The 17,689-nt window shown below is 50.8% G+C and carries 15 protein-coding genes; 5 read left to right on the plus strand and 10 right to left on the minus strand.

What is annotated here, in order from left to right; translation table 11 throughout:
• Positions 1-93: 93 nt before the first annotated feature.
• Positions 94-1,758, minus strand: coding sequence for a glutamine--tRNA ligase/YqeY domain fusion protein (locus tag P2G53_RS01810; protein ID WP_275812882.1), 1,665 nt, complete (start codon positions 1,756-1,758; stop codon positions 94-96).
• Positions 1,759-2,002: 244 nt separating this feature from the next.
• Between P2G53_RS01810 and P2G53_RS01815 the strand changes: the two genes are divergently transcribed.
• Both P2G53_RS01815 and P2G53_RS01820 read left to right on the plus strand, forming a co-directional pair.
• Entirely contained in the window at positions 2,003-2,524 is a 522-nt protein-coding gene (locus tag P2G53_RS01815; protein ID WP_275814074.1) for a peptidylprolyl isomerase, read from the plus strand.
• A 6-nt stretch (positions 2,525-2,530) separates the two neighbouring features.
• Positions 2,531-3,262, plus strand: a complete 732-nt coding sequence (locus tag P2G53_RS01820; protein ID WP_275812885.1) for a UDP-2,3-diacylglucosamine diphosphatase — start codon at positions 2,531-2,533, stop codon at positions 3,260-3,262.
• On the opposite strand, the gene P2G53_RS01825 is transcribed toward P2G53_RS01820, so the two are convergent.
• From P2G53_RS01825 to P2G53_RS01845, 5 genes are all read right to left on the minus strand, one after another.
• Positions 3,249-3,878: a tRNA-(ms[2]io[6]A)-hydroxylase gene (locus P2G53_RS01825; RefSeq protein ID WP_275812888.1), complete on the minus strand. Its 630-nt coding sequence runs from the start codon at positions 3,876-3,878 to the stop codon at positions 3,249-3,251. The genes P2G53_RS01820 and P2G53_RS01825 overlap by 14 nt on opposite strands.
• Positions 3,879-3,976: 98 nt before the next feature.
• Positions 3,977-4,339, minus strand: coding sequence for a roadblock/LC7 domain-containing protein (locus P2G53_RS01830; RefSeq protein WP_275812892.1), 363 nt, complete (start codon positions 4,337-4,339; stop codon positions 3,977-3,979).
• A gap of 62 nt (positions 4,340-4,401) precedes the next feature.
• Positions 4,402-5,034: a hypothetical protein gene (locus tag P2G53_RS01835; protein ID WP_275812895.1), complete on the minus strand. Its 633-nt coding sequence runs from the start codon at positions 5,032-5,034 to the stop codon at positions 4,402-4,404.
• An 18-nt stretch (positions 5,035-5,052) separates the two neighbouring features.
• The gene (locus P2G53_RS01840) at positions 5,053-6,219 is read right to left on the minus strand and encodes a hypothetical protein (RefSeq protein ID WP_275812897.1); all 1,167 of its coding nucleotides are present in this window, start codon (positions 6,217-6,219) and stop codon (positions 5,053-5,055) included.
• A gap of 29 nt (positions 6,220-6,248) precedes the next feature.
• On the minus strand, positions 6,249-6,512 hold the full coding sequence (locus tag P2G53_RS01845) for a hypothetical protein (RefSeq protein WP_275812900.1): 264 nt from the start codon (positions 6,510-6,512) through the stop codon (positions 6,249-6,251).
• Between the two features lie 642 nt (positions 6,513-7,154).
• Between P2G53_RS01845 and acnB the strand changes: the two genes are divergently transcribed.
• Positions 7,155-9,746: a bifunctional aconitate hydratase 2/2-methylisocitrate dehydratase gene (gene acnB, locus P2G53_RS01850; RefSeq protein WP_275812903.1), complete on the plus strand. Its 2,592-nt coding sequence runs from the start codon at positions 7,155-7,157 to the stop codon at positions 9,744-9,746.
• Positions 9,747-10,092: 346 nt separating this feature from the next.
• Positions 10,093-10,389, plus strand: a complete 297-nt coding sequence (locus tag P2G53_RS01855; RefSeq protein ID WP_275812905.1) for a hypothetical protein — start codon at positions 10,093-10,095, stop codon at positions 10,387-10,389.
• A 38-nt stretch (positions 10,390-10,427) separates the two neighbouring features.
• On the opposite strand, the gene P2G53_RS01860 is transcribed toward P2G53_RS01855, so the two are convergent.
• From P2G53_RS01860 to rluC, 4 genes are all read right to left on the minus strand, one after another.
• On the minus strand, positions 10,428-10,964 hold the full coding sequence (locus P2G53_RS01860; protein ID WP_275812908.1) for a hypothetical protein: 537 nt from the start codon (positions 10,962-10,964) through the stop codon (positions 10,428-10,430).
• 84 nt (positions 10,965-11,048) lie between these two features.
• Positions 11,049-12,023: an HTH-type transcriptional regulator CysB gene (cysB, locus tag P2G53_RS01865; RefSeq protein WP_275812911.1), complete on the minus strand. Its 975-nt coding sequence runs from the start codon at positions 12,021-12,023 to the stop codon at positions 11,049-11,051.
• Positions 12,024-12,200: 177 nt separating this feature from the next.
• Positions 12,201-13,307, minus strand: coding sequence for a DNA-binding protein (locus P2G53_RS01870; protein WP_275812915.1), 1,107 nt, complete (start codon positions 13,305-13,307; stop codon positions 12,201-12,203).
• Between the two features lie 14 nt (positions 13,308-13,321).
• The gene (rluC, locus tag P2G53_RS01875; RefSeq protein WP_275812918.1) at positions 13,322-14,284 is read right to left on the minus strand and encodes a 23S rRNA pseudouridine(955/2504/2580) synthase RluC; all 963 of its coding nucleotides are present in this window, start codon (positions 14,282-14,284) and stop codon (positions 13,322-13,324) included.
• 491 nt (positions 14,285-14,775) lie between these two features.
• Between rluC and rne the strand changes: the two genes are divergently transcribed.
• Positions 14,776-17,658 (plus strand): ribonuclease E, encoded by a 2,883-nt coding sequence (rne, locus tag P2G53_RS01880; RefSeq protein ID WP_275812921.1) that lies wholly within the window; start codon positions 14,776-14,778, stop codon positions 17,656-17,658.
• Positions 17,659-17,689: the final 31 nt, after the last annotated feature.

The raw sequence follows: 17,689 nt of genomic DNA on the forward strand, positions 1-17,689 counted from the left end.
CTGAATGATCGCACAAAAAACCCGGCAGATGCCGGGTTTTTTGTGAGCTGATGACCGGGACAGAACAGCCCGGCCTTAGGGTTTTAAGCTAAATTACTTCCAGCTGTCCCGAAGTGTAACGGTGCGGTTAAACACCAGTTTTTCGGCAGTACTGTCAGCATCAACAGCAAAGTAACCTGTGCGCTCAAACTGGAAACGACTCTCAACCGCCGCACCCTGCAAGCCAATTTCACAACGACTGTTATTCAAAACAACCAGTGAATCCGGATTAATACATTCCAGGAAATCCCGTTCCTTATCACCCGCTGGGTTTTCAACCGTAAACAAACGATCATATTCGCGCACTTCGCAGGGTACGGAATGCTGTGCACAGACCCAGTGAATCACCCCATTCGGCTTGTACCCCTCAGGATTACTGCCTTTAGTGTCAGGATCATAGCTGCATTTCAGCTCAACCACGTTACCCTCGGCATCCTTGATCACCTCATTACAGGTAATCACATAAGCACCGCGAAGACGTACCGCTTCACCCGGCGCCAGACGCTTCCATTTACGTGGTGGTTCTTCCGCGAAATCTTCCTCTTCAATCAGCAGATTCGCGCTGAAAGGCACCTGTCGCTGCCCCATGGTTTCATCCTTTGGATGATTTGGCAGCTCAAACCACTCCTGCTGATCTGCGGGATAATTAGTCAAGGTCACCTTGATTGGACGCACCACACACATTGCACGCGGTGCAGTTTTATCCAGATCATCGCGAATGGCCGCTTCCAGCATACCCATATCCACAACCCCGTTAGAACGGGTCACGCCGACGCGATCACAAAATTCACGTAGCGCGGCAGGTGTGTAACCACGACGACGCAGGCCGGAAATGGTTGGCATGCGCGGATCATCCCAGCCAGCCACATGCGCTTCATCCACCAGCTGTTTCAGACGACGTTTGCTGGTGATGGTGTAATTCAGCTCAAGGCGGGAAAATTCATATTGTTTCGGCGCACAGGGAACCGGAAGATTTTCAATGAACCATTCGTACAGCGGACGGTGATCTTCAAATTCAAGGGTACAGATTGAGTGGGTGACACCCTCAATTGCATCAGATTGCCCATGGGCAAAATCATACATTGGGTAGATGCACCACTGATCACCGGTCTGGTGATGACGGGTATGCATGATACGGTAGATCATCGGATCACGCAGGTTCATATTCGGCGACTGCATGTCGATCTTAGCGCGAAGTGAACAACTGCCTTCGGCAAACTCACCGTTTTTCATTCGGGCAAACAGCGCCAGATTTTCCTCAACAGAACGATCACGGAACGGACTGTTACGACCCGGGGTGGTAAAGTTACCGCGGTACTCTTTCGCCTGTTCCGGTGACAGATCACAGACGTAGGCCTTGCCCTGCTCAATCAGGTAGACCGCCCAGTCATGTAGCTGCTGAAAATAATCAGAGGTGTAACGCACCTCGCCCTGCCACTGATACCCCAACCAGTTCACATCACGAATAATCGAATCAATATACTCCTGACTCTCTTTTTCCGGATTGGTATCGTCAAAACGCAGATTGCAGGCACCCTGATATTTTTCAGCGGTACCAAAATTAAGACAGATCGACTTTGCGTGACCAATGTGCAGGTATCCGTTGGGTTCTGGCGGGAATCGTGTAACAACCCGACCGTCGTGAGTGCCCTGCTGCAGATCCTTTTCTACGATCTGATGAATAAAATTAACCGGTTTACTGCTCTCTGCTGTACTCATAGGTTGGTATCTTGTATCCCGCAACTGTCAGATATCATGGCCAGCACTGGCCGATAGCGGACCACATTATAAACGGATGCCCGCCCTAATTGGCAGTTAAATCAGGCGTATTATCTTCACACAGGCAATCGTACTCATTCTTAGGAAGTACAATTTCAACCCCAAAGAATAAAGGGGTAGTGCTTTCAGCTAAGACTTGAGTATAATGGCGCGGACGAGTGCGAAGAAAATGGACATTACAACAATGATTATTCTCCATACCAATTTTGGCGATATCAGTATTGAACTCGATCACAAGAAAGCTCCTGTCACCGCTAAAAACTTTGAACAATATGTCAGTGACGGCTTCTACAACAATGTGATCTTCCACCGTGTCATCAACGGCTTCATGATTCAGGGCGGCGGTTTTGAACCAGGCATGGTTCAGAAAGAAACCGGCGAACCGATCAAGAACGAAGCCGATAATGGCCTATCCAATCTAACCGGCACCATCGCCATGGCTCGCACCATGGACCCACACAGTGCTTCAGCACAATTTTTCATCAACGTTTCCGACAATACCTTCCTGGACCATACAGCTAAAACCACTGAAGGCTGGGGTTATGCGGTATTCGGCAAGGTAGTGGATGGCATGGACATCGTTAATCGTATTAAAGTGGTACCAACCACCATGCGTGCAGGCCACCAGGATGTACCTGCCGAAGATGTGATTATCGAATCCGCCGAGATCATTGAAGAACAGGTCGCAGAAGCTGCCAATAACTGATCTTCGATGGCTATCTACTTCATTTCAGATCTGCATCTGAAACCACAGCGCCCGGACCTGAACCGGGCGCTTCTGTGTTTTCTGGATCAAATAACGCCTGATGCAGAAGCATTGTATCTGCTGGGCGATATATTTGAGGCCTGGATTGGCGATGACGCCCCCGATCCTGCGCTTGAAGAAATCTACAACCGCCTTGCAAGACTAAGTCAGAATTGCCAACTGTATTTTCAGCATGGTAATCGCGATTTTCTGGTCGGAAATACATTCTGCCAACAGATCGGCGCCTCTTTACTGCCCGAATATGCGGAGATTGATTTACCCTTCGCGAAAGCCCTTGTTCTGCACGGCGACCAACTCTGCACCGATGATACAGACTACATGGCATTTCGCGCGATGGTGCGTAACCCCGAGTGGCAGCAGGCATTCTTATCTAAACCGGTTACCGAGCGACTGGCCATTGCCAAACAGCTCCGGGATGCAAGCCAGGCTCAGGGTGCCATGAAATCCTCGGATATCACCGATGTGAATAGTGCGACGGTACTGGCGACCTTTGCAGAACATCAGGTGAGAGTGATGATTCATGGCCACACACACCGGCCAAAAATCCATCACCACACCCTGCCCTCAGGCGATACAGCTGAGCGCATTGTACTGGGTGACTGGGATCAGCTCGGTTGGTACCTGCGTGCAGACAAACAGGGATATAGCCTGGAAAGCTTTCCGATCAAGCCGGACTGACAGGGCTCGCTACAGAGGCGAGTGGACCACTATGGAAACGGAAGCAGTCATCTTCTCTCTGAATGAGCTCAACTTCCTGCTGTCTGAAAAACTCAATCCGTTCATCAATCGGCTCACCCGCATAAGTCTCTGCCAGCCCCAGGTAATCCTGATAGTGACGCGCTTCTGACTTAAGCAGCGAACGATAAAATTTTGCCAGCTCTTCATCCAGATAGGGTGCCAGCTTGGCAAAACGTTCACAGGAGCGTGCCTCAATAAAAGCACCAATAATCAGCACATCAATCAGATGCCCCGGCTCCGACGTTCTGACAAACTGCCGCAAACCCTGCGCATAACGCGAGGGAGAAAGATGATCATAGACCACCCCCCGGCGCTGCATAATATCGAGTACTTGCTCAAAGTGGATAAGTTCTTCCCGGGCCAGGCGGGACATTTTATTCAACAGATCAATCCGCTCAACATAACGAAACATCAGACGCATCGCCGTTGAAGCTGCTTTTTTTTCGCAATGAGCATGATCAATCAGCAAGATAGCCTGATTTTGCAGGGCCGCCTCAATCCACTCAGATGGTGTTTCGCAGCCAAGAAATGCATGGATTTGATCTAATTCGCGCACAAAAAAAGCCCCCTGTTTGAAGGGGGCCATTATACGCATCGGACCTGAAAAGGTAAGCCACCTCATGCCGTGCAGTTGGTGGCCCTGAAACCTTTAAATCAGAGCAATTTGCCGATTGCCTGAGAAGCGCGTTTCACATCCAACAGAATCAGGCCTAGACGCACACTGGGTTTGGCAACCACTGTCAAAACGGAATCCCGGTTAGCATGGGTCATCAGAATATAACCATGCTCCCCCTTGATGAGCACCTGCTCAAGTTCGCCTTTCGCCAATTCCTGCGCAGTACGTTCACCCAAAGACAACATCGCAGCACTCATAGCACCAATACGATCTTCATCCATTCCGGATGGCAGCAATGCAGCAATCATCAAACCGTCTGTCGAAATTACCGCAGATGCTTCAATGTCCGTTGACGCGCCATTCAAGTCACTCAAAATCGAGGTCAACATTTCTGAGCGCATTAGTACTCTCCTATCATTTTTTCTTGTTCCGGCTCACTTGAACCGGAATGTAAAATTCTTGCTTAATAATTCAGGTATCGTCTAGCCAGGATACTGAGCAAGTCCACATAAACCTGCTGGTTCAACCGGGGCATTTTTTCGATGACCAACACAAAACGCTGCTTCCCGAGATACAGCATCCAAAAACCTACCTGACTGAGACCCACAGGATCCAGCAGGCCCCAACTCTCGCCCATCAACGACAAATCACCATTGAGCAGGCTATTGTGTCGTCCATGGAGTGAACTTATATCCGCAGCCAGAGCCGCCAGCTCTTCGCTGTGACTCTCTTCATAGCCACTCGACGCCAGACAAAAACCTAGATCGTCAGCCAGAACCACCTTCCCTGCACTGGAAAGATCCGGCAGCAGCGTAGGCAGCACCGACTCAAGATTGTCATTAATCATCTCTGGCGGCGTCGGTTTTAACTCAGCAAAGCCACGGTCCAGAAGTTTCTGAAACATTGCTTCAGCCTCTTCTTTGGACAGACCCGTTAATTTGCTGATTAAAAGCGGGGTATACGGAATCGGCACATCGGCACTCAGCAGTTGCAGCAAAAAAGCACGCGCGCTGTCTGGCTCCGGACAGACCGTTGCAAAAAACGCCCCCGCTGGCGTTATCTGGATAAATTGATTTGACTTAATTTCTTCTGTCACACGACAACTCCCGCAACCTTAGCCGGCTCGGCCCTCAGCATCTAACCAACCCAGAAAAAATGCTGCAGAGGAAAATGCAAACACCTGACGCTGAGGAAGATCCAATATTCTTATGATATCGACCACTGATAAGGAATGGTTAAACCATATGTCAGCTATCTGATGAAAACAATCCAAACTGAGAAATTGGCCGCTTTCAGGCTGATGCCGCAACGCATACGGTTTGTACGGATCCAACCCAACTAACAAACGGCCCCGGGCGCTCCACAAAGCCAGCAACCAGAGAAAAGCAATTTTCTTAACCTGATGGCCCGACGCAATATAAGGATCCAGCGAACCTTCTGCAGGCGTCTCAATCAGCAGTTCACCAAAACGAAAACGTCGCTGCGCGATTTCGGACAGTTCTGTATCCGAGTAGGTATGAACAAATTCAGCAGAATCAGGCAGATAGACAATCTGAACCTGATCACCTTTCAAGAGTACTGCACTGCCCATCTCCTCACCTTTACTCACCAGATGCTTGAGCAGATTGAGGATATAACCATCCGGGTTAAAAGTGATTTGCTGGCGTGTTTTCAGATTATCCAGATCGACATCTTCCAGATTACCGCAGCAAAGCAACTCCAGTTCAGCCTGCGGAATACCCGCCGGTACCACCGGTGCCTCGACCGCAACATCCTCAATCACCACGGATGCGACCATTTCAGCCAGGGCCGATTTTTTCTGTCCACCCAACTGCGCCAACAACCTGTCAGCTGCATTGACGGTAAGATCGCCGACTTCTAACTGCGCCTTAAGCGCTTCGTTCTGCTTATCAATCGAAAACTCAGAGGGGTCATACACCTGCCCCTCTGAGCGGGATTGGATACCTGTAGCGACAGCCTCTAAAGCCTGCTGCAATGTTTCACTTGTGTACGGCTTACAAACCCAGTGATAACCAACCCACTGATGTTTGGATAACCCCAGCACAACACCCTGAGGTGCCTTTGGATAATCATTCTTGAGCTGAGTCAGGGAACTGTAGCGATCACCATTGACGATGAAACAATTAGCCTGATCAGCCGGAACAGGTTTCTTGCCCAGTTTACGCTGTAAAAAATACTCAATCGCCGCCGACTCGCTGACGGAGAAACCCACCAAAGCAGGATTAATTTTTCTAAGCAGTAATTTAGCGTCTGAGCTCATGGGCGGGGTTCCATCCTTAGCGCCACGGATTAGATTATAAGCTGTTTAGGAAAGTTGCCGCGGGATAACACCGAGTGCTGCTGCGACAGGGCAAGCAGCTTATCTAATGAATCCTCAGACTGAGCAGACATAATCAAATTAAAATGCGACTCACCAATGACTGGCTTGGCCTGCTCCAGCAATCGGTGAAACAGAGGATCACCTTTACCTGATAACGTGATTAACAGATCAGCAAACGCACCCATCACCTCATCACTGTCATAAGACGCCACGGCCAGATAAATTCGCTTCACGTGGTATCTCAATGATTTTGGGTCTGATGCAACCATACGGGCAAAGTGGTAGAGCAAACGCTTACCCTGTCGACCCCGATAGATAAGATATCGCGAGTGCTGAGCGTCAAAGGCAGCCTGAATCCTGTCCGTATTAAAACTGTACAATCCCGTGCCTTTAACAGGGCTAGTGTGTTCAGTCAGTTCCACTTTCCATCACCGAGCGTTTATATCGTTATTTGAGACCGCTGTGAGAGTAACCTATCGGCCAGCCAGGATAGATCTTGAAGCAGTTTAACCCGCCATTTCTGCAGCGTCACATCACATTTTATTAAAACTGGGACAAATCGGAGTTGGATTATCCGGCCAGAACACCCGAACTTGTTTATTTTTCAACTCCGTTTTCAGCAACCACGGGGCTCGCCATAAAAGATTATCTAACACCCTGTTTTTAATATATTTAAAGCCTTTTTTTTGAAGAGCCGCCTAAAGTCTCTGGTTTTCATCAGAAAGTATTACTCCCACGCGCCGTGCTGAACTTAACTTTACCTGCTATCTTCGGTAGAATTCGGTTCCGCCAATCAATATTCGACTCCTTTCGATAAGCCACCGGCACACTATCCTGTTCACGATCGGTGGTACCACAATGATGAGGGCTCTAACGTGCTTGAAGCTTACCGTAAACATGTAGAAGAACGCGCCGCTGAAGGCGTGCCACCAAAGCCACTGGACGCAGAACAGACCGCTGCGCTGGTTGAGCTGCTGAAGAACCCGCCTGCTGGCGAAGAAGCTTTTCTGGTTGACCTGCTATCTAACCGCGTACCTGCGGGCGTAGACCAGGCTGCTTACGTTAAAGCCGGCTTCCTGGCTGCTGTAGCCAAGGGTGAAGCAACCTCTCCACTGGTTTCCAAAGTTAAAGCAGTTGAACTGCTGGGCACCATGCTGGGCGGTTACAACATTCAGCCTCTGATCGAAGCACTGGACGACGCAGAGCTGTCTGCTACGGCTGCTAAGGCACTGTCTCACACCCTGCTGATGTTCGACGCGTTCTACGACGTTAAAGACAAAGCTGACGCAGGCAACGCTGCCGCTAAACAGGTTATGCAGTCCTGGGCTGACGCTGAGTGGTTTACTTCCAAACCAGCCGTTGCTGAAAAAATCACCGTTACCGTATTCAAGGTTCCTGGCGAAACCAACACCGACGACCTGTCACCTGCACCGGACGCCTTTACCCGCCCAGACATCCCGCTGCACGCCAATGCCATGCTGAAAATGGCCCGTGAAGGCATTGAACCTGAAGTACCAGGTGTAAAAGGCCCGATCGCTCAGATCGAAGCTGTTAAAGCCAAAGGCCACCCTGTTGCTTACGTTGGTGACGTTGTAGGTACCGGTTCTTCCCGTAAGTCCGCTACCAACTCCGTACTGTGGTTCTTCGGCGATGATATCCCAGCCGTACCAAACAAACGTGCTGGCGGTTACTGCTTCGGTGGCAAAATTGCACCTATCTTCTTCAACACTATGGAAGATGCAGGCGCTCTGCCAATCGAAATGGACGTTTCCAAAATGAACATGGGTGATGTCATCGACGTTTACCCATACGAAGGCAAAGCAGTTAACGCTGAAACTGGCGAAGAACTGTGCACTTTCGGTCTGAAAACTCCTGTTATTCTGGACGAAGTTCGTGCTGGCGGCCGTATCCCGCTGATCATCGGCCGTGGTTTGACTGCCAAGGCACGTGAAGCAATGGGCCTGGGCGAATCTGATCTGTTCCGTAAGCCAGAACAGCCTGCCGACACTGGCAAAGGCTTCACCCTGGCTCAGAAAATGGTTGGTAAAGCCTGCGGTCTGGAAGGCGTGCGTCCTGGCATGTACTGCGAACCCAAGATGACCACTGTAGGTTCTCAGGACACTACCGGTCCTATGACCCGTGACGAACTGAAAGACCTGGCATGCCTGGGCTTCTCTGCTGATCTGACCATGCAGTCTTTCTGTCACACTGCTGCGTATCCAAAGCCAGTTGACGTTGAAACTCACCACACCCTGCCTGACTTCATCATGACCCGTGGTGGTGTTTCCCTGCGTCCAGGCGACGGTGTAATCCACTCCTGGCTGAACCGTATGCTGCTGCCTGATACCGTAGGTACCGGTGGTGACTCTCACACCCGTTTCCCAATCGGCATCTCTTTCCCAGCCGGTTCTGGTCTGGTTGCATTCGCAGCTGCCACTGGCGTAATGCCACTGGATATGCCTGAGTCTGTTCTGGTTCGCTTTAAAGGCAAACGTAACCCTGGTATCACCCTGCGTGACCTGGTACATGCGATTCCTTACTACGCGATTCAGGCAGGTCTGCTGACTGTTGAAAAAGCCGGTAAGAAAAACATCTTCTCTGGTCGCGTACTGGAGATCGAAGGCCTTAACGACCTGACCGTTGAACAGGCTTTCGAACTGTCAGACGCCTCTGCAGAACGCTCTGCTGCAGGTTGTACTATCACCCTGAGCGAAGACTCCGTTGCTGAGTACCTGCGTTCTAACATCGTAATGCTGAAGTGGATGATCGCTGAAGGTTACGGCGACCCACGCACCATCGAACGTCGTATCATTGCGATGGAAGAATGGCTGGCTAACCCAAGCCTGATGCGCGCTGACGCTGACGCTGAATACGCTGCAGTCATCGAAATCGACCTGGCCGACATCAAAGAACCTGTTCTTTGTGCACCTAACGACCCGGATGATGCCCGTCTGCTGTCTACTGTTGCAGGTGAGAAGATTGATGAAGTGTTCATCGGTTCCTGTATGACCAACATCGGTCACTTCCGTGCGGCAGGTAAACTGCTGGATGCGGCAGGTGGTTCTGTACCTACCCGCATGTGGATTGCACCACCAACCAAAATGGACGCAGCTCAGCTGAGCGACGAAGGTTACTACAACATCTTCGGTAAAGCCGGTGCGCGCATGGAGATGCCAGGTTGCTCTCTGTGTATGGGTAACCAGGCACGTGTAAATGACAACAGCACTGTTGTTTCAACCTCTACACGTAACTTCCCGAACCGTCTGGGTACCGGTGCAAACGTTTACCTGGCATCTGCAGAGCTGGCCTCTGTAGCTGCAGTAACAGGCAAACTGCCGACGGTTGCCGAGTACATGGAATACGCGAAGAACATCGACAGCATGGCTGGCGAAGTTTACCGCTATCTGAACTTCGATCAGATGGAAAACTACGTTGAGAAAGCTGCAGGTGTAAACCTGTCCGCCTAATCTCTTAACGTTGAAAAAACCCCGCTCTGCGGGGTTTTTTTTGGCCTGAAGCCTGAGCAACCCTGCTATCAGGTCGAAAAGCAAGCCAGTTCCAGTGCATGAAATTAATTTTGAAAAAAACAGACTTATTGAATAAGATAAATTTTCGTCTTACGCCATGGCACTGGTTTACCGAGAACAAAAGGCACCAGCCCGGATCTTCTCAACATTGCAGTAATTAGCAACAACAAAGCCATCAAAGTGCAGACGGGCTTAAAACTCGAAAAAACAGATAACTGTCACAACGAGCATTAGCCGATACATACCCCGGTAATCGGGTAAGCCCACATCACTTCAGGATACACATATGGCCATTTTGCCCCGAGGCGCAGAAGCAATCTGTGATTTGCTCGAGTGTGAAATCATTACAAAACATGAAGTGTGCCCGATCACGCTGAGTGTGGTCAGGGTCTATGCGCTGGGCATGCATCCCGATTCGGCAGTTGGCGAAACCGGCTACGTTCTGACAGACTTTTTCAAAAGTGAAGCCGGTTTGCTGGCATTCTGCATGACGGATGCAGGCCTTGAGGCAATAGCGGAATCAGTTAGCCAGATATTCCCCGACTGGGATCTCGATTCAGACAGCTTCACGCAGCTAGCCTGATATCCAAGACAAACGCCCTGCTTAAAAAACCTCTATCATCAGCCAGGCATTGCCGACTCAACCAGAGATTCAACCCACGCTAGCGGGCGATGCCCAAACCACTGATCAACAATCTCCATCTGATCATCAAACAGTACCCAGCTGGGCGTACCCTGAAACTGGTTATTGAGAAAGGTCCTGCCTGAACACAATACAGACTGCAATCGTTGCGAGATAAGCTGCCGGGTCTGATCTGTGACGGACTGATTCAATCCGGTGTCAGACAGTGTTTTTGTGATCGCTTGATACAAATCGTCTATCTGATCTGGACCTGCAAACCGGTCCATCAGCACGGGGACATTAATACTGTAAGGCAGCACAGCATGACCCAGGCGGGAAAAATAGCGGGCCGATGCCAAGGGCAAACGCCCTTCATGCAGCAGCTTTTGAGTATTTTCCAGAGTATTCAGCGCAAAATCTTCAAACGCCGTCGATAAACCAAAACAATTCAGTTCCGGGAACTGTGTCTGTAACGCATCGAGCTGAGGCAGTGCCTGGCTCAGACACCCGGGGCAGTTGACCTGAAACACGAGCATAAGGTTCAGCGCTCTGATTTCAGCCCTACCCTGAAGCACCGACCCCATAGATAGCTGCAATAACGCCATAAGCTATAGCAACCCTCAGAGGTCCGGTAATTCCTGCCCGGCAAAAAGTTCATCAATCTCCTGCCGGGTGCTGCAGGCTAATACCTTCTGAACCACATCCGGTGTCAGGTGAGGTGCAAACCGCTGGATAAAGTCATACATATAGCCACGCAGAAAAGTCCCTTTGCGAAAGCCAATTTTTGTCGTGCTGGGCTCAAACAGATGACTTGCATCCAATGCCACCAGATCCTGATCTACCTCGGGTTCAAACGCCATGGTGGCAATGATCCCCACGCCCAGACCCAGACGGACATAAGCCTTGATGACATCTGAGTCCACCGCGGTGAAAACGACCTTGGGAGAAAGGCCTTCACGACGAAACGCCTCATCCAGCTTGGACCGCCCGGTGAAACCGAATACATAGGTGACAATCGGATGCGCCGCCACATCGGCCAGCGTAAGACGGGAAACCTGAGCCAGAGGATGGTCCTTTGGTACCACCACTGAACGGTTCCAGCGATAGCAGGGCATCATGATCAGGTCTGAAAAGTGTGACATCGCTTCAGTGGCAATCGCAAAGTCCACCGTGCCATCCGCCGCCATTTCAGAAATCTGCATCGGGGTACCCTGATGCATATGCAGAGAAACATCCGGATATTCCTGAATAAAACCGGTAATGGTTTTAGGCAGCGCATAACGCGCCTGTGTATGGGTTGTTGCCACATCGAGACTGCCCTTACGTTCATCACTGAACTCCTGAGCAACCTGCTTAATATTCTCAACCTTTTTTAGAATCTCACCCGCAACATCCAGAATGGCCTGCCCAGCCGGTGTCACACGCGTGAGGTGCTTGCCACTACGGGCAAAAACCTCTACGCCCAGCTCATCTTCAAGTAAACGAATCTGCTTGCTGATGCCGGGTTGAGAGGTGTACAGACTCTGAGCCGTGGCCGAGACATTCAGGTCATGCCTGGCAACTTCCCAAATGTATCGCAACTGTTGCAATTTCATTATTGACTCCGTAGAGGCAGCTGAACCATCAGAGACAACCCAGCAACCCCGGGAAATGTTTTTTTATCGTTATCACCTGTCACAAAACACAGGCGTCTTATAAATTAGCGCTGTTCAAAGCGTTCTTATAATAACAGCATAGAATAAGAACGCCGGAGAGAAGGCAGTTTTGCCCGTTTATGCGTCCCGGGATTTCAGGCGACGTATCTCTTCATCCTGAACGATCAGTTTTTTCTCCAGCGCCGCGAGCTTACCAAGGGTACGCCCCAGCTCTTCATCTTTATCTTTGTACTGAATCCGCACGGAGTTTTCACGACGCACATGTTCATTGCTGGCGGCCATCTGCTTTTGCCGCTGCATTTTCATCTCTTCTTCCAAGCCCTTGATTCTATCTTCTAAGCGCTTGTTTTTATTAATCTCTGCAAGCAACTGACTGTTAAGCTTTGAGATCTCACGGACATGCGTACCGTGATCATGTTTCACATGTTTGAGGTGCTCATCCAGATTTTTGATCTGGGTTTTCTGCATATCCTGCTTCACATCCTTGCGCGCAATTTCCGCCTGAAGCTCCTGAATATTACGCGTCAGCGCGGCTTCTTTTTTACCCGCTTCTTCTCTCAGCTTATCCAGAGCCATCCGATAATGACGTGCATCGGCTTCTGCTTTGCCAATGCTGTCCATGGTATGGCGCTGCTCATCCTTGATACGCATATCAAATTTGCGTTTATGCTCTTCATGCACTTTACGCAGATGACTCAGTTCCTGCTCCATCGCACTGTATTTTTGCGAATCTTTATTTCGCAAAATCGTCTCATTATCGAGACTGTCCTTGAGCACTTTTTTCTCGGCCTCAAGCGCCTTGATCAGCGTTCTGAACTCTTCATTCAAAGCCGTTTCGGTGCGAAGCTGCTCCTCAAGATTCAGTACTTTATCGCGCGCTTCAGCAAGCTGGCGGTCAGATTCACGGGCCAGACTATCAATTTCCAGGCTACCATCATGATGAAACTGATTATGAATGGAGTTGGTCGCCTCCTGCACAGCGAGCTGCCACAAACGACTGAAAGACTGGTGCAGAGTGTCGGGCACCTCAGGAAAGGCCATATCAACCGGTGTCAGCGCCAATCGCTCGGGTGCCATTTTCCACCAGGACCGGAAACCTTCGGCCACAGCAGCTTCCGGCAGACCCATTGACTCAGCGATCAGGCTTTGTGTAGGTTGCAAACCAGCCAGCAATAGGCGGTCTGCTGTCGAATAGATAACTTCGATATCCACTGAATCATTCATGCTTACTTAATCCCTTACTCACTACTTTCCAAACGCGCCAGTGCATCTGTCAGCCCTGACTCCAATGGCGCCTTAATAATTTCCCGCCCCCCTTCCGGCAGAGGAAACCGCAGTTCAGCTGCATGCAAAAACAACCGGTTAAAACCCAGACTTTTCATCTCGTTGTTTACCCCGTCTATACCATACTTGGGGTCACCAATAATCGGGTATCCGGCAAATTGACAATGTACCCTGATCTGATGGGTACGACCGGTAATGGGTCTTGCCTCAATCAGGGTGGCAATCGCGCCAAAACGCTGCAGTACCCTGAACTCAGTTAAAGAAGGTTTACCATCAGGCGCGACCTTAACGACCCGCTCACCGGATTTAAGTTCGTTTTTTCGCAGCGGTGCATCTACCTTGTCGCGGCGCTGCGGCCAGCGGCCATCAACCAGCGCATGATAAATTTTAGTCACCTGTTTGCGCTGCAGCGCTTCATGCATAAATTTCAGCGCACTGCGTTTTTTGGCCAACAGAATACAGCCAGAGGTATCACGATCCAGACGATGCACCAATTCCAGAAACTTAAGCTGAGGGCGCATCTGACGGAAACACTCGATCAGACCCAGGCTGACACCACTGCCACCATGGACTGCCAAACCCGATGGTTTGTTCACTGCAATATAGTCACGATTTTCAAACAGAATTGCCTGCTCCAGCAACGTTGTCAGTTGCTCACTGACTTTTGGAGCTTCAGCCCGCTCAGCTACCCGAAGCGGCGGCACACGCACTAAATCATCGGCTTGCAGGCGATATTCAGGTTTGACGCGTTTTTTGTTAACCCGCACCTCACCCTTGCGCAAAATACGATATACCAGGCTTTTTGGCACACCTTTAAGCGCGGTAATCAAAAAATTATCGATGCGCTGACCGGCCTGCTCTGGCTCAATTTCTAGAAAACGCACCTGCTCAGATACAGGTTTTGAAGTGACCGACATAAATCCCGACTAAATAGGGTTAACGAATTGATGCATATGGGGTTTGCTGCTATATTCTACCGCTGCCGTGATGCGATGGCTTTACTTTTTTCGAATCCCGCTTCAAGGCATGTCTGCCGCACAGGATACAGATAGCAGGCCAGACAGCAAAGAAACCTGAATTAACACAGCTTTTCACCCAGCCGGACACGTGTCGGTTGGCGGTGGAGATGCACCCGAACCAGGAACCTGCCCCTGATAAGTGGCAGCCACAACCAGTTAGAAGAAAAACTTTGGTTCGGGATTCCTCCATCAGGACATCCAGCCTGCCAGTTGCAGGGGGTCCCTCTAAATCCGCTAGCAGCATCTAGCACCGTTGAATGGTCTCCAGCCAAATATGCCCGAGATCCACTCCGGTTCTGTCGTCTGCCGCTAGCCCTGGATCGGTCCAGAAACCGAACACGGGCAATGTTGCTCGTTCGATGAGTGAAAAGCGTTCACAAGAGAACGCTATGAAAAGAATGCTGATTAACGCAACCCAGCCAGAAGAGTTGCGTGTAGCACTGGTTGATGGCCAGCGCCTGTATGATCTGGATATCGAATCCGATTCCAGAGAACAGAAAAAAGCCAATATATACAAAGGCAAAATCACCCGTATTGAACCCAGCCTTGAAGCTGCATTCGTTGACTATGGCTCTGAACGTCATGGTTTTCTGCCGCTGAAAGAGATTGCGCGCGAATACTTCTCACAAAAACCGAGCCGTGGCAGCCGCCCCAACATCAAAGAGGTGCTGAAAGAAGGCACTGAAGTGATTGTGCAGGTTGATAAAGAAGAGCGTGGCAACAAAGGCGCTGCACTGACCACCTTTATCAGTCTGGCCGGCCGTTATCTGGTTCTGATGCCAAACAACCCGCGTGCCGGCGGTATCTCCCGTCGCATTGAAGGTGACGAACGCACTCAGTTAAAAGATGCTCTGGCGGGTGTAAATATCCCTAACCAGATGGGCATTATCATCCGTACTGCGGGTGTAGGCCGTTCCTCTGAAGAGCTGCAATGGGATCTGGATTACCTCAATACCCTGTGGGAAGCGATTACTCAGGCCTCTAATGAGCGTTCCGCTCCGTTCCTGATCTATCAGGAAAGCAACGTGGTAATTCGTGCCGTGCGCGATTACCTGCGTGCCGATATCGGTGAAGTCCTGATTGATGATGCTCAGGTATTCGAAGAGGCTAAAACCTTCGTTAAGCAGGTGATGCCAACCTACGAGCACAAAATCAAGCTCTACTCTGAAAAGACGCCGTTATTCAACCGCTTCCAGATTGAGACTCAGATCGAAACAGCATTCCAGCGCGAAGTGACCCTGCCCTCTGGCGGTTCCATCGTAATTGATCCAACTGAAGCACTGGTATCGATCGATATCAACTCCGCCCGCGCAACCCGCGGTGGCGATATTGAAGAAACCGCTCTGCAGACCAACCTGGAAGCTGCGGAAGAGATCGCTCGCCAGCTACGCCTGCGTGATATTGGTGGCCTGATCGTTATCGACTTTATCGATATGACACCGATTAAAAACCAGCGCGAAGTGGAAAAACGTCTGCAGGACGTTTTGAAGATGGACCGTGCCCGGGTACAGATGGGCCGTATCTCCCGCTTTGGCCTGCTGGAGATGTCACGTCAGCGTCTGCGTCCTTCACTGGCTGAAACCCGCGGTGTGGTCTGCCCACGCTGTAATGGCCAGGGTACGATTCGTGACACTGAATCTCTGGCGCTTTCTATTCTGCGTCTGATTGAAGAAGAGTCCGGTAAAGAGCGCACCTCACAGATTCGCGCAATTCTGCCGGTCACTGTGGCGACCTATCTGTTGAATGAAAAGCGTAAGGCTGTTCATGATATTGAGCTGCGCCAGAAAGTCCGGGTTGTCATCGTACCGAACCCGAACATGGAAACACCGCATTATGAAGTCGTTCGCCTGCGTGATGACCACACAGTATCTACCACCAACGACGCCAGCTACACCCTGCAGCCTGAGGCTGAAGAAACCGATCTGGTTCAGGTTGCTACCACACCGGCCAGCACTGGCCGTGAGCAGGCGGCCGTGCGCAGCGTCGCTCCGACTGCACCCGCTCCTGCAAGCACTGTATCTGTAGCGCCGGCTGCGACTGCTCCAGAAACCAGCAAGCCCGATCCGAAAAGCTCTCTGGGCCACAAGGTACTGAAGGTCTTCAAAGGCCTGTTTGGTTCACCTGCACCGGTTAAACCGGCTGAAGAGAAAGAGGATAAACCACAGCCAAAACGTGCACGCAGTGAGCGTTCGTCCTCTAACAACCAGGGCAACAGCAATCGTCGTAACCGCCGTCGCGATAATGACCGTCGTAACAAGTCTGATCGCCAGAATGATGAAATCATCACCCTGGAACCGGAAACCAACCTGCCACCGCTGGGTGAACAGGAAGAAAAAACCAAACGCCGTCGCCGTCGTCGTCGCGGAGAGCGCCAGGGTGAAAACGAAAACACCCCGGTGACTGAAACGCAGGACAAAAACAGCAGCGAAAATAAAGCAGCTGAAAGTGAAACTGATGAACGCAATCCACGTCGTCGCGGTCGTCGCCGTCGCGGAGGCGAACGTCAGGCAGAGCGTTCCGGTCCGGCTCCGGTAATTGAAGTTGAATCCACTCAGTCTGAATCAAACAGCGAAACACCTGTATCTGAGACTACTGAGAGCACTACTACCGAAAGCCAGCAGACTCAAAAACCTGTTGCTGAGATGCCTTCAACCGAGCAGGTTGCTGATACGGATACAGTAGCTGCAGAGCAGGAACAGACCCCGGCGGAAGCTGTGGACCTGAATACTGATGCTGCTGAATCGGTGAAAGCCGTTGAAGCTGAAGCGACAACGCCAGAAACCGACACTTCAGAACAGACTGAACTGACGCAGTCCAGTGAAACGCAAACAGGTGATGAACCGGTTGCTGCCGACAACACTGCAGAGCCTGAAGCTGTTTCAAGCCCTGAAAGCGTTGCTGAAGAGAACGTACCTGCTGAAACACCTGAACCACAGCAGTCGCTGCCGTTGACGTCTGAAGAGGTCGAAGCCCCTCAGGCCAATGAAGCTGACAGCCAGGAAGTAACGGCCACTGCAGAGGTTGAAGCACCTGAAGCAATCGTGACACAGGAAACCGTTGAAGCTGTACCTGAAACCAATGTTACCGAAGCTGAAACCACCGCCGAAGTGACTCCGACTGAAACAGTTCAGGAAACTGCTGAAGAGGCTCCACAGTCTGAGGCCGAGGCACCCCGCGTACGTAAACGTCGCAGCCGAGCCCCGAATGACCCTCGTGTCAAACGTCAGGTTGGGGAAACAGAAACAACCTCGGATGAAAGCAGCTCCAGCTGATTCGGAGGACAAAAAAAAGCCGGCATCGCCG

The sequence above is a fragment of the Neptuniibacter sp. CAU 1671 genome (assembly GCF_029222905.1).
GTDB lineage: Bacteria > Pseudomonadota > Gammaproteobacteria > Pseudomonadales > Balneatricaceae > Neptuniibacter.

Coding starts and splice junctions, on each gene's coding strand:
- P2G53_RS01810 (WP_275812882.1), bottom strand. CDS start 1,758: ATGAGTACAGCAGAGAGCAGTAAACCGGTTAATTTTATTCATCAGATC.
- P2G53_RS01815 (WP_275814074.1), top strand. CDS start 2,003: ATGATTATTCTCCATACCAATTTTGGCGATATCAGTATTGAACTCGAT.
- P2G53_RS01820 (WP_275812885.1), top strand. CDS start 2,531: ATGGCTATCTACTTCATTTCAGATCTGCATCTGAAACCACAGCGCCCG.
- P2G53_RS01830 (WP_275812892.1), bottom strand. CDS start 4,339: ATGCGCTCAGAAATGTTGACCTCGATTTTGAGTGACTTGAATGGCGCG.
- P2G53_RS01840 (WP_275812897.1), bottom strand. CDS start 6,219: ATGAGCTCAGACGCTAAATTACTGCTTAGAAAAATTAATCCTGCTTTG.
- P2G53_RS01855 (WP_275812905.1), top strand. CDS start 10,093: ATGGCCATTTTGCCCCGAGGCGCAGAAGCAATCTGTGATTTGCTCGAG.
- P2G53_RS01860 (WP_275812908.1), bottom strand. CDS start 10,964: ATGCTCGTGTTTCAGGTCAACTGCCCCGGGTGTCTGAGCCAGGCACTG.
- cysB (WP_275812911.1), bottom strand. CDS start 12,023: ATGAAATTGCAACAGTTGCGATACATTTGGGAAGTTGCCAGGCATGAC.
- P2G53_RS01870 (WP_275812915.1), bottom strand. CDS start 13,307: ATGAATGATTCAGTGGATATCGAAGTTATCTATTCGACAGCAGACCGC.
- rluC (WP_275812918.1), bottom strand. CDS start 14,284: ATGTCGGTCACTTCAAAACCTGTATCTGAGCAGGTGCGTTTTCTAGAA.
- rne (WP_275812921.1), top strand. CDS start 14,776: ATGAAAAGAATGCTGATTAACGCAACCCAGCCAGAAGAGTTGCGTGTA.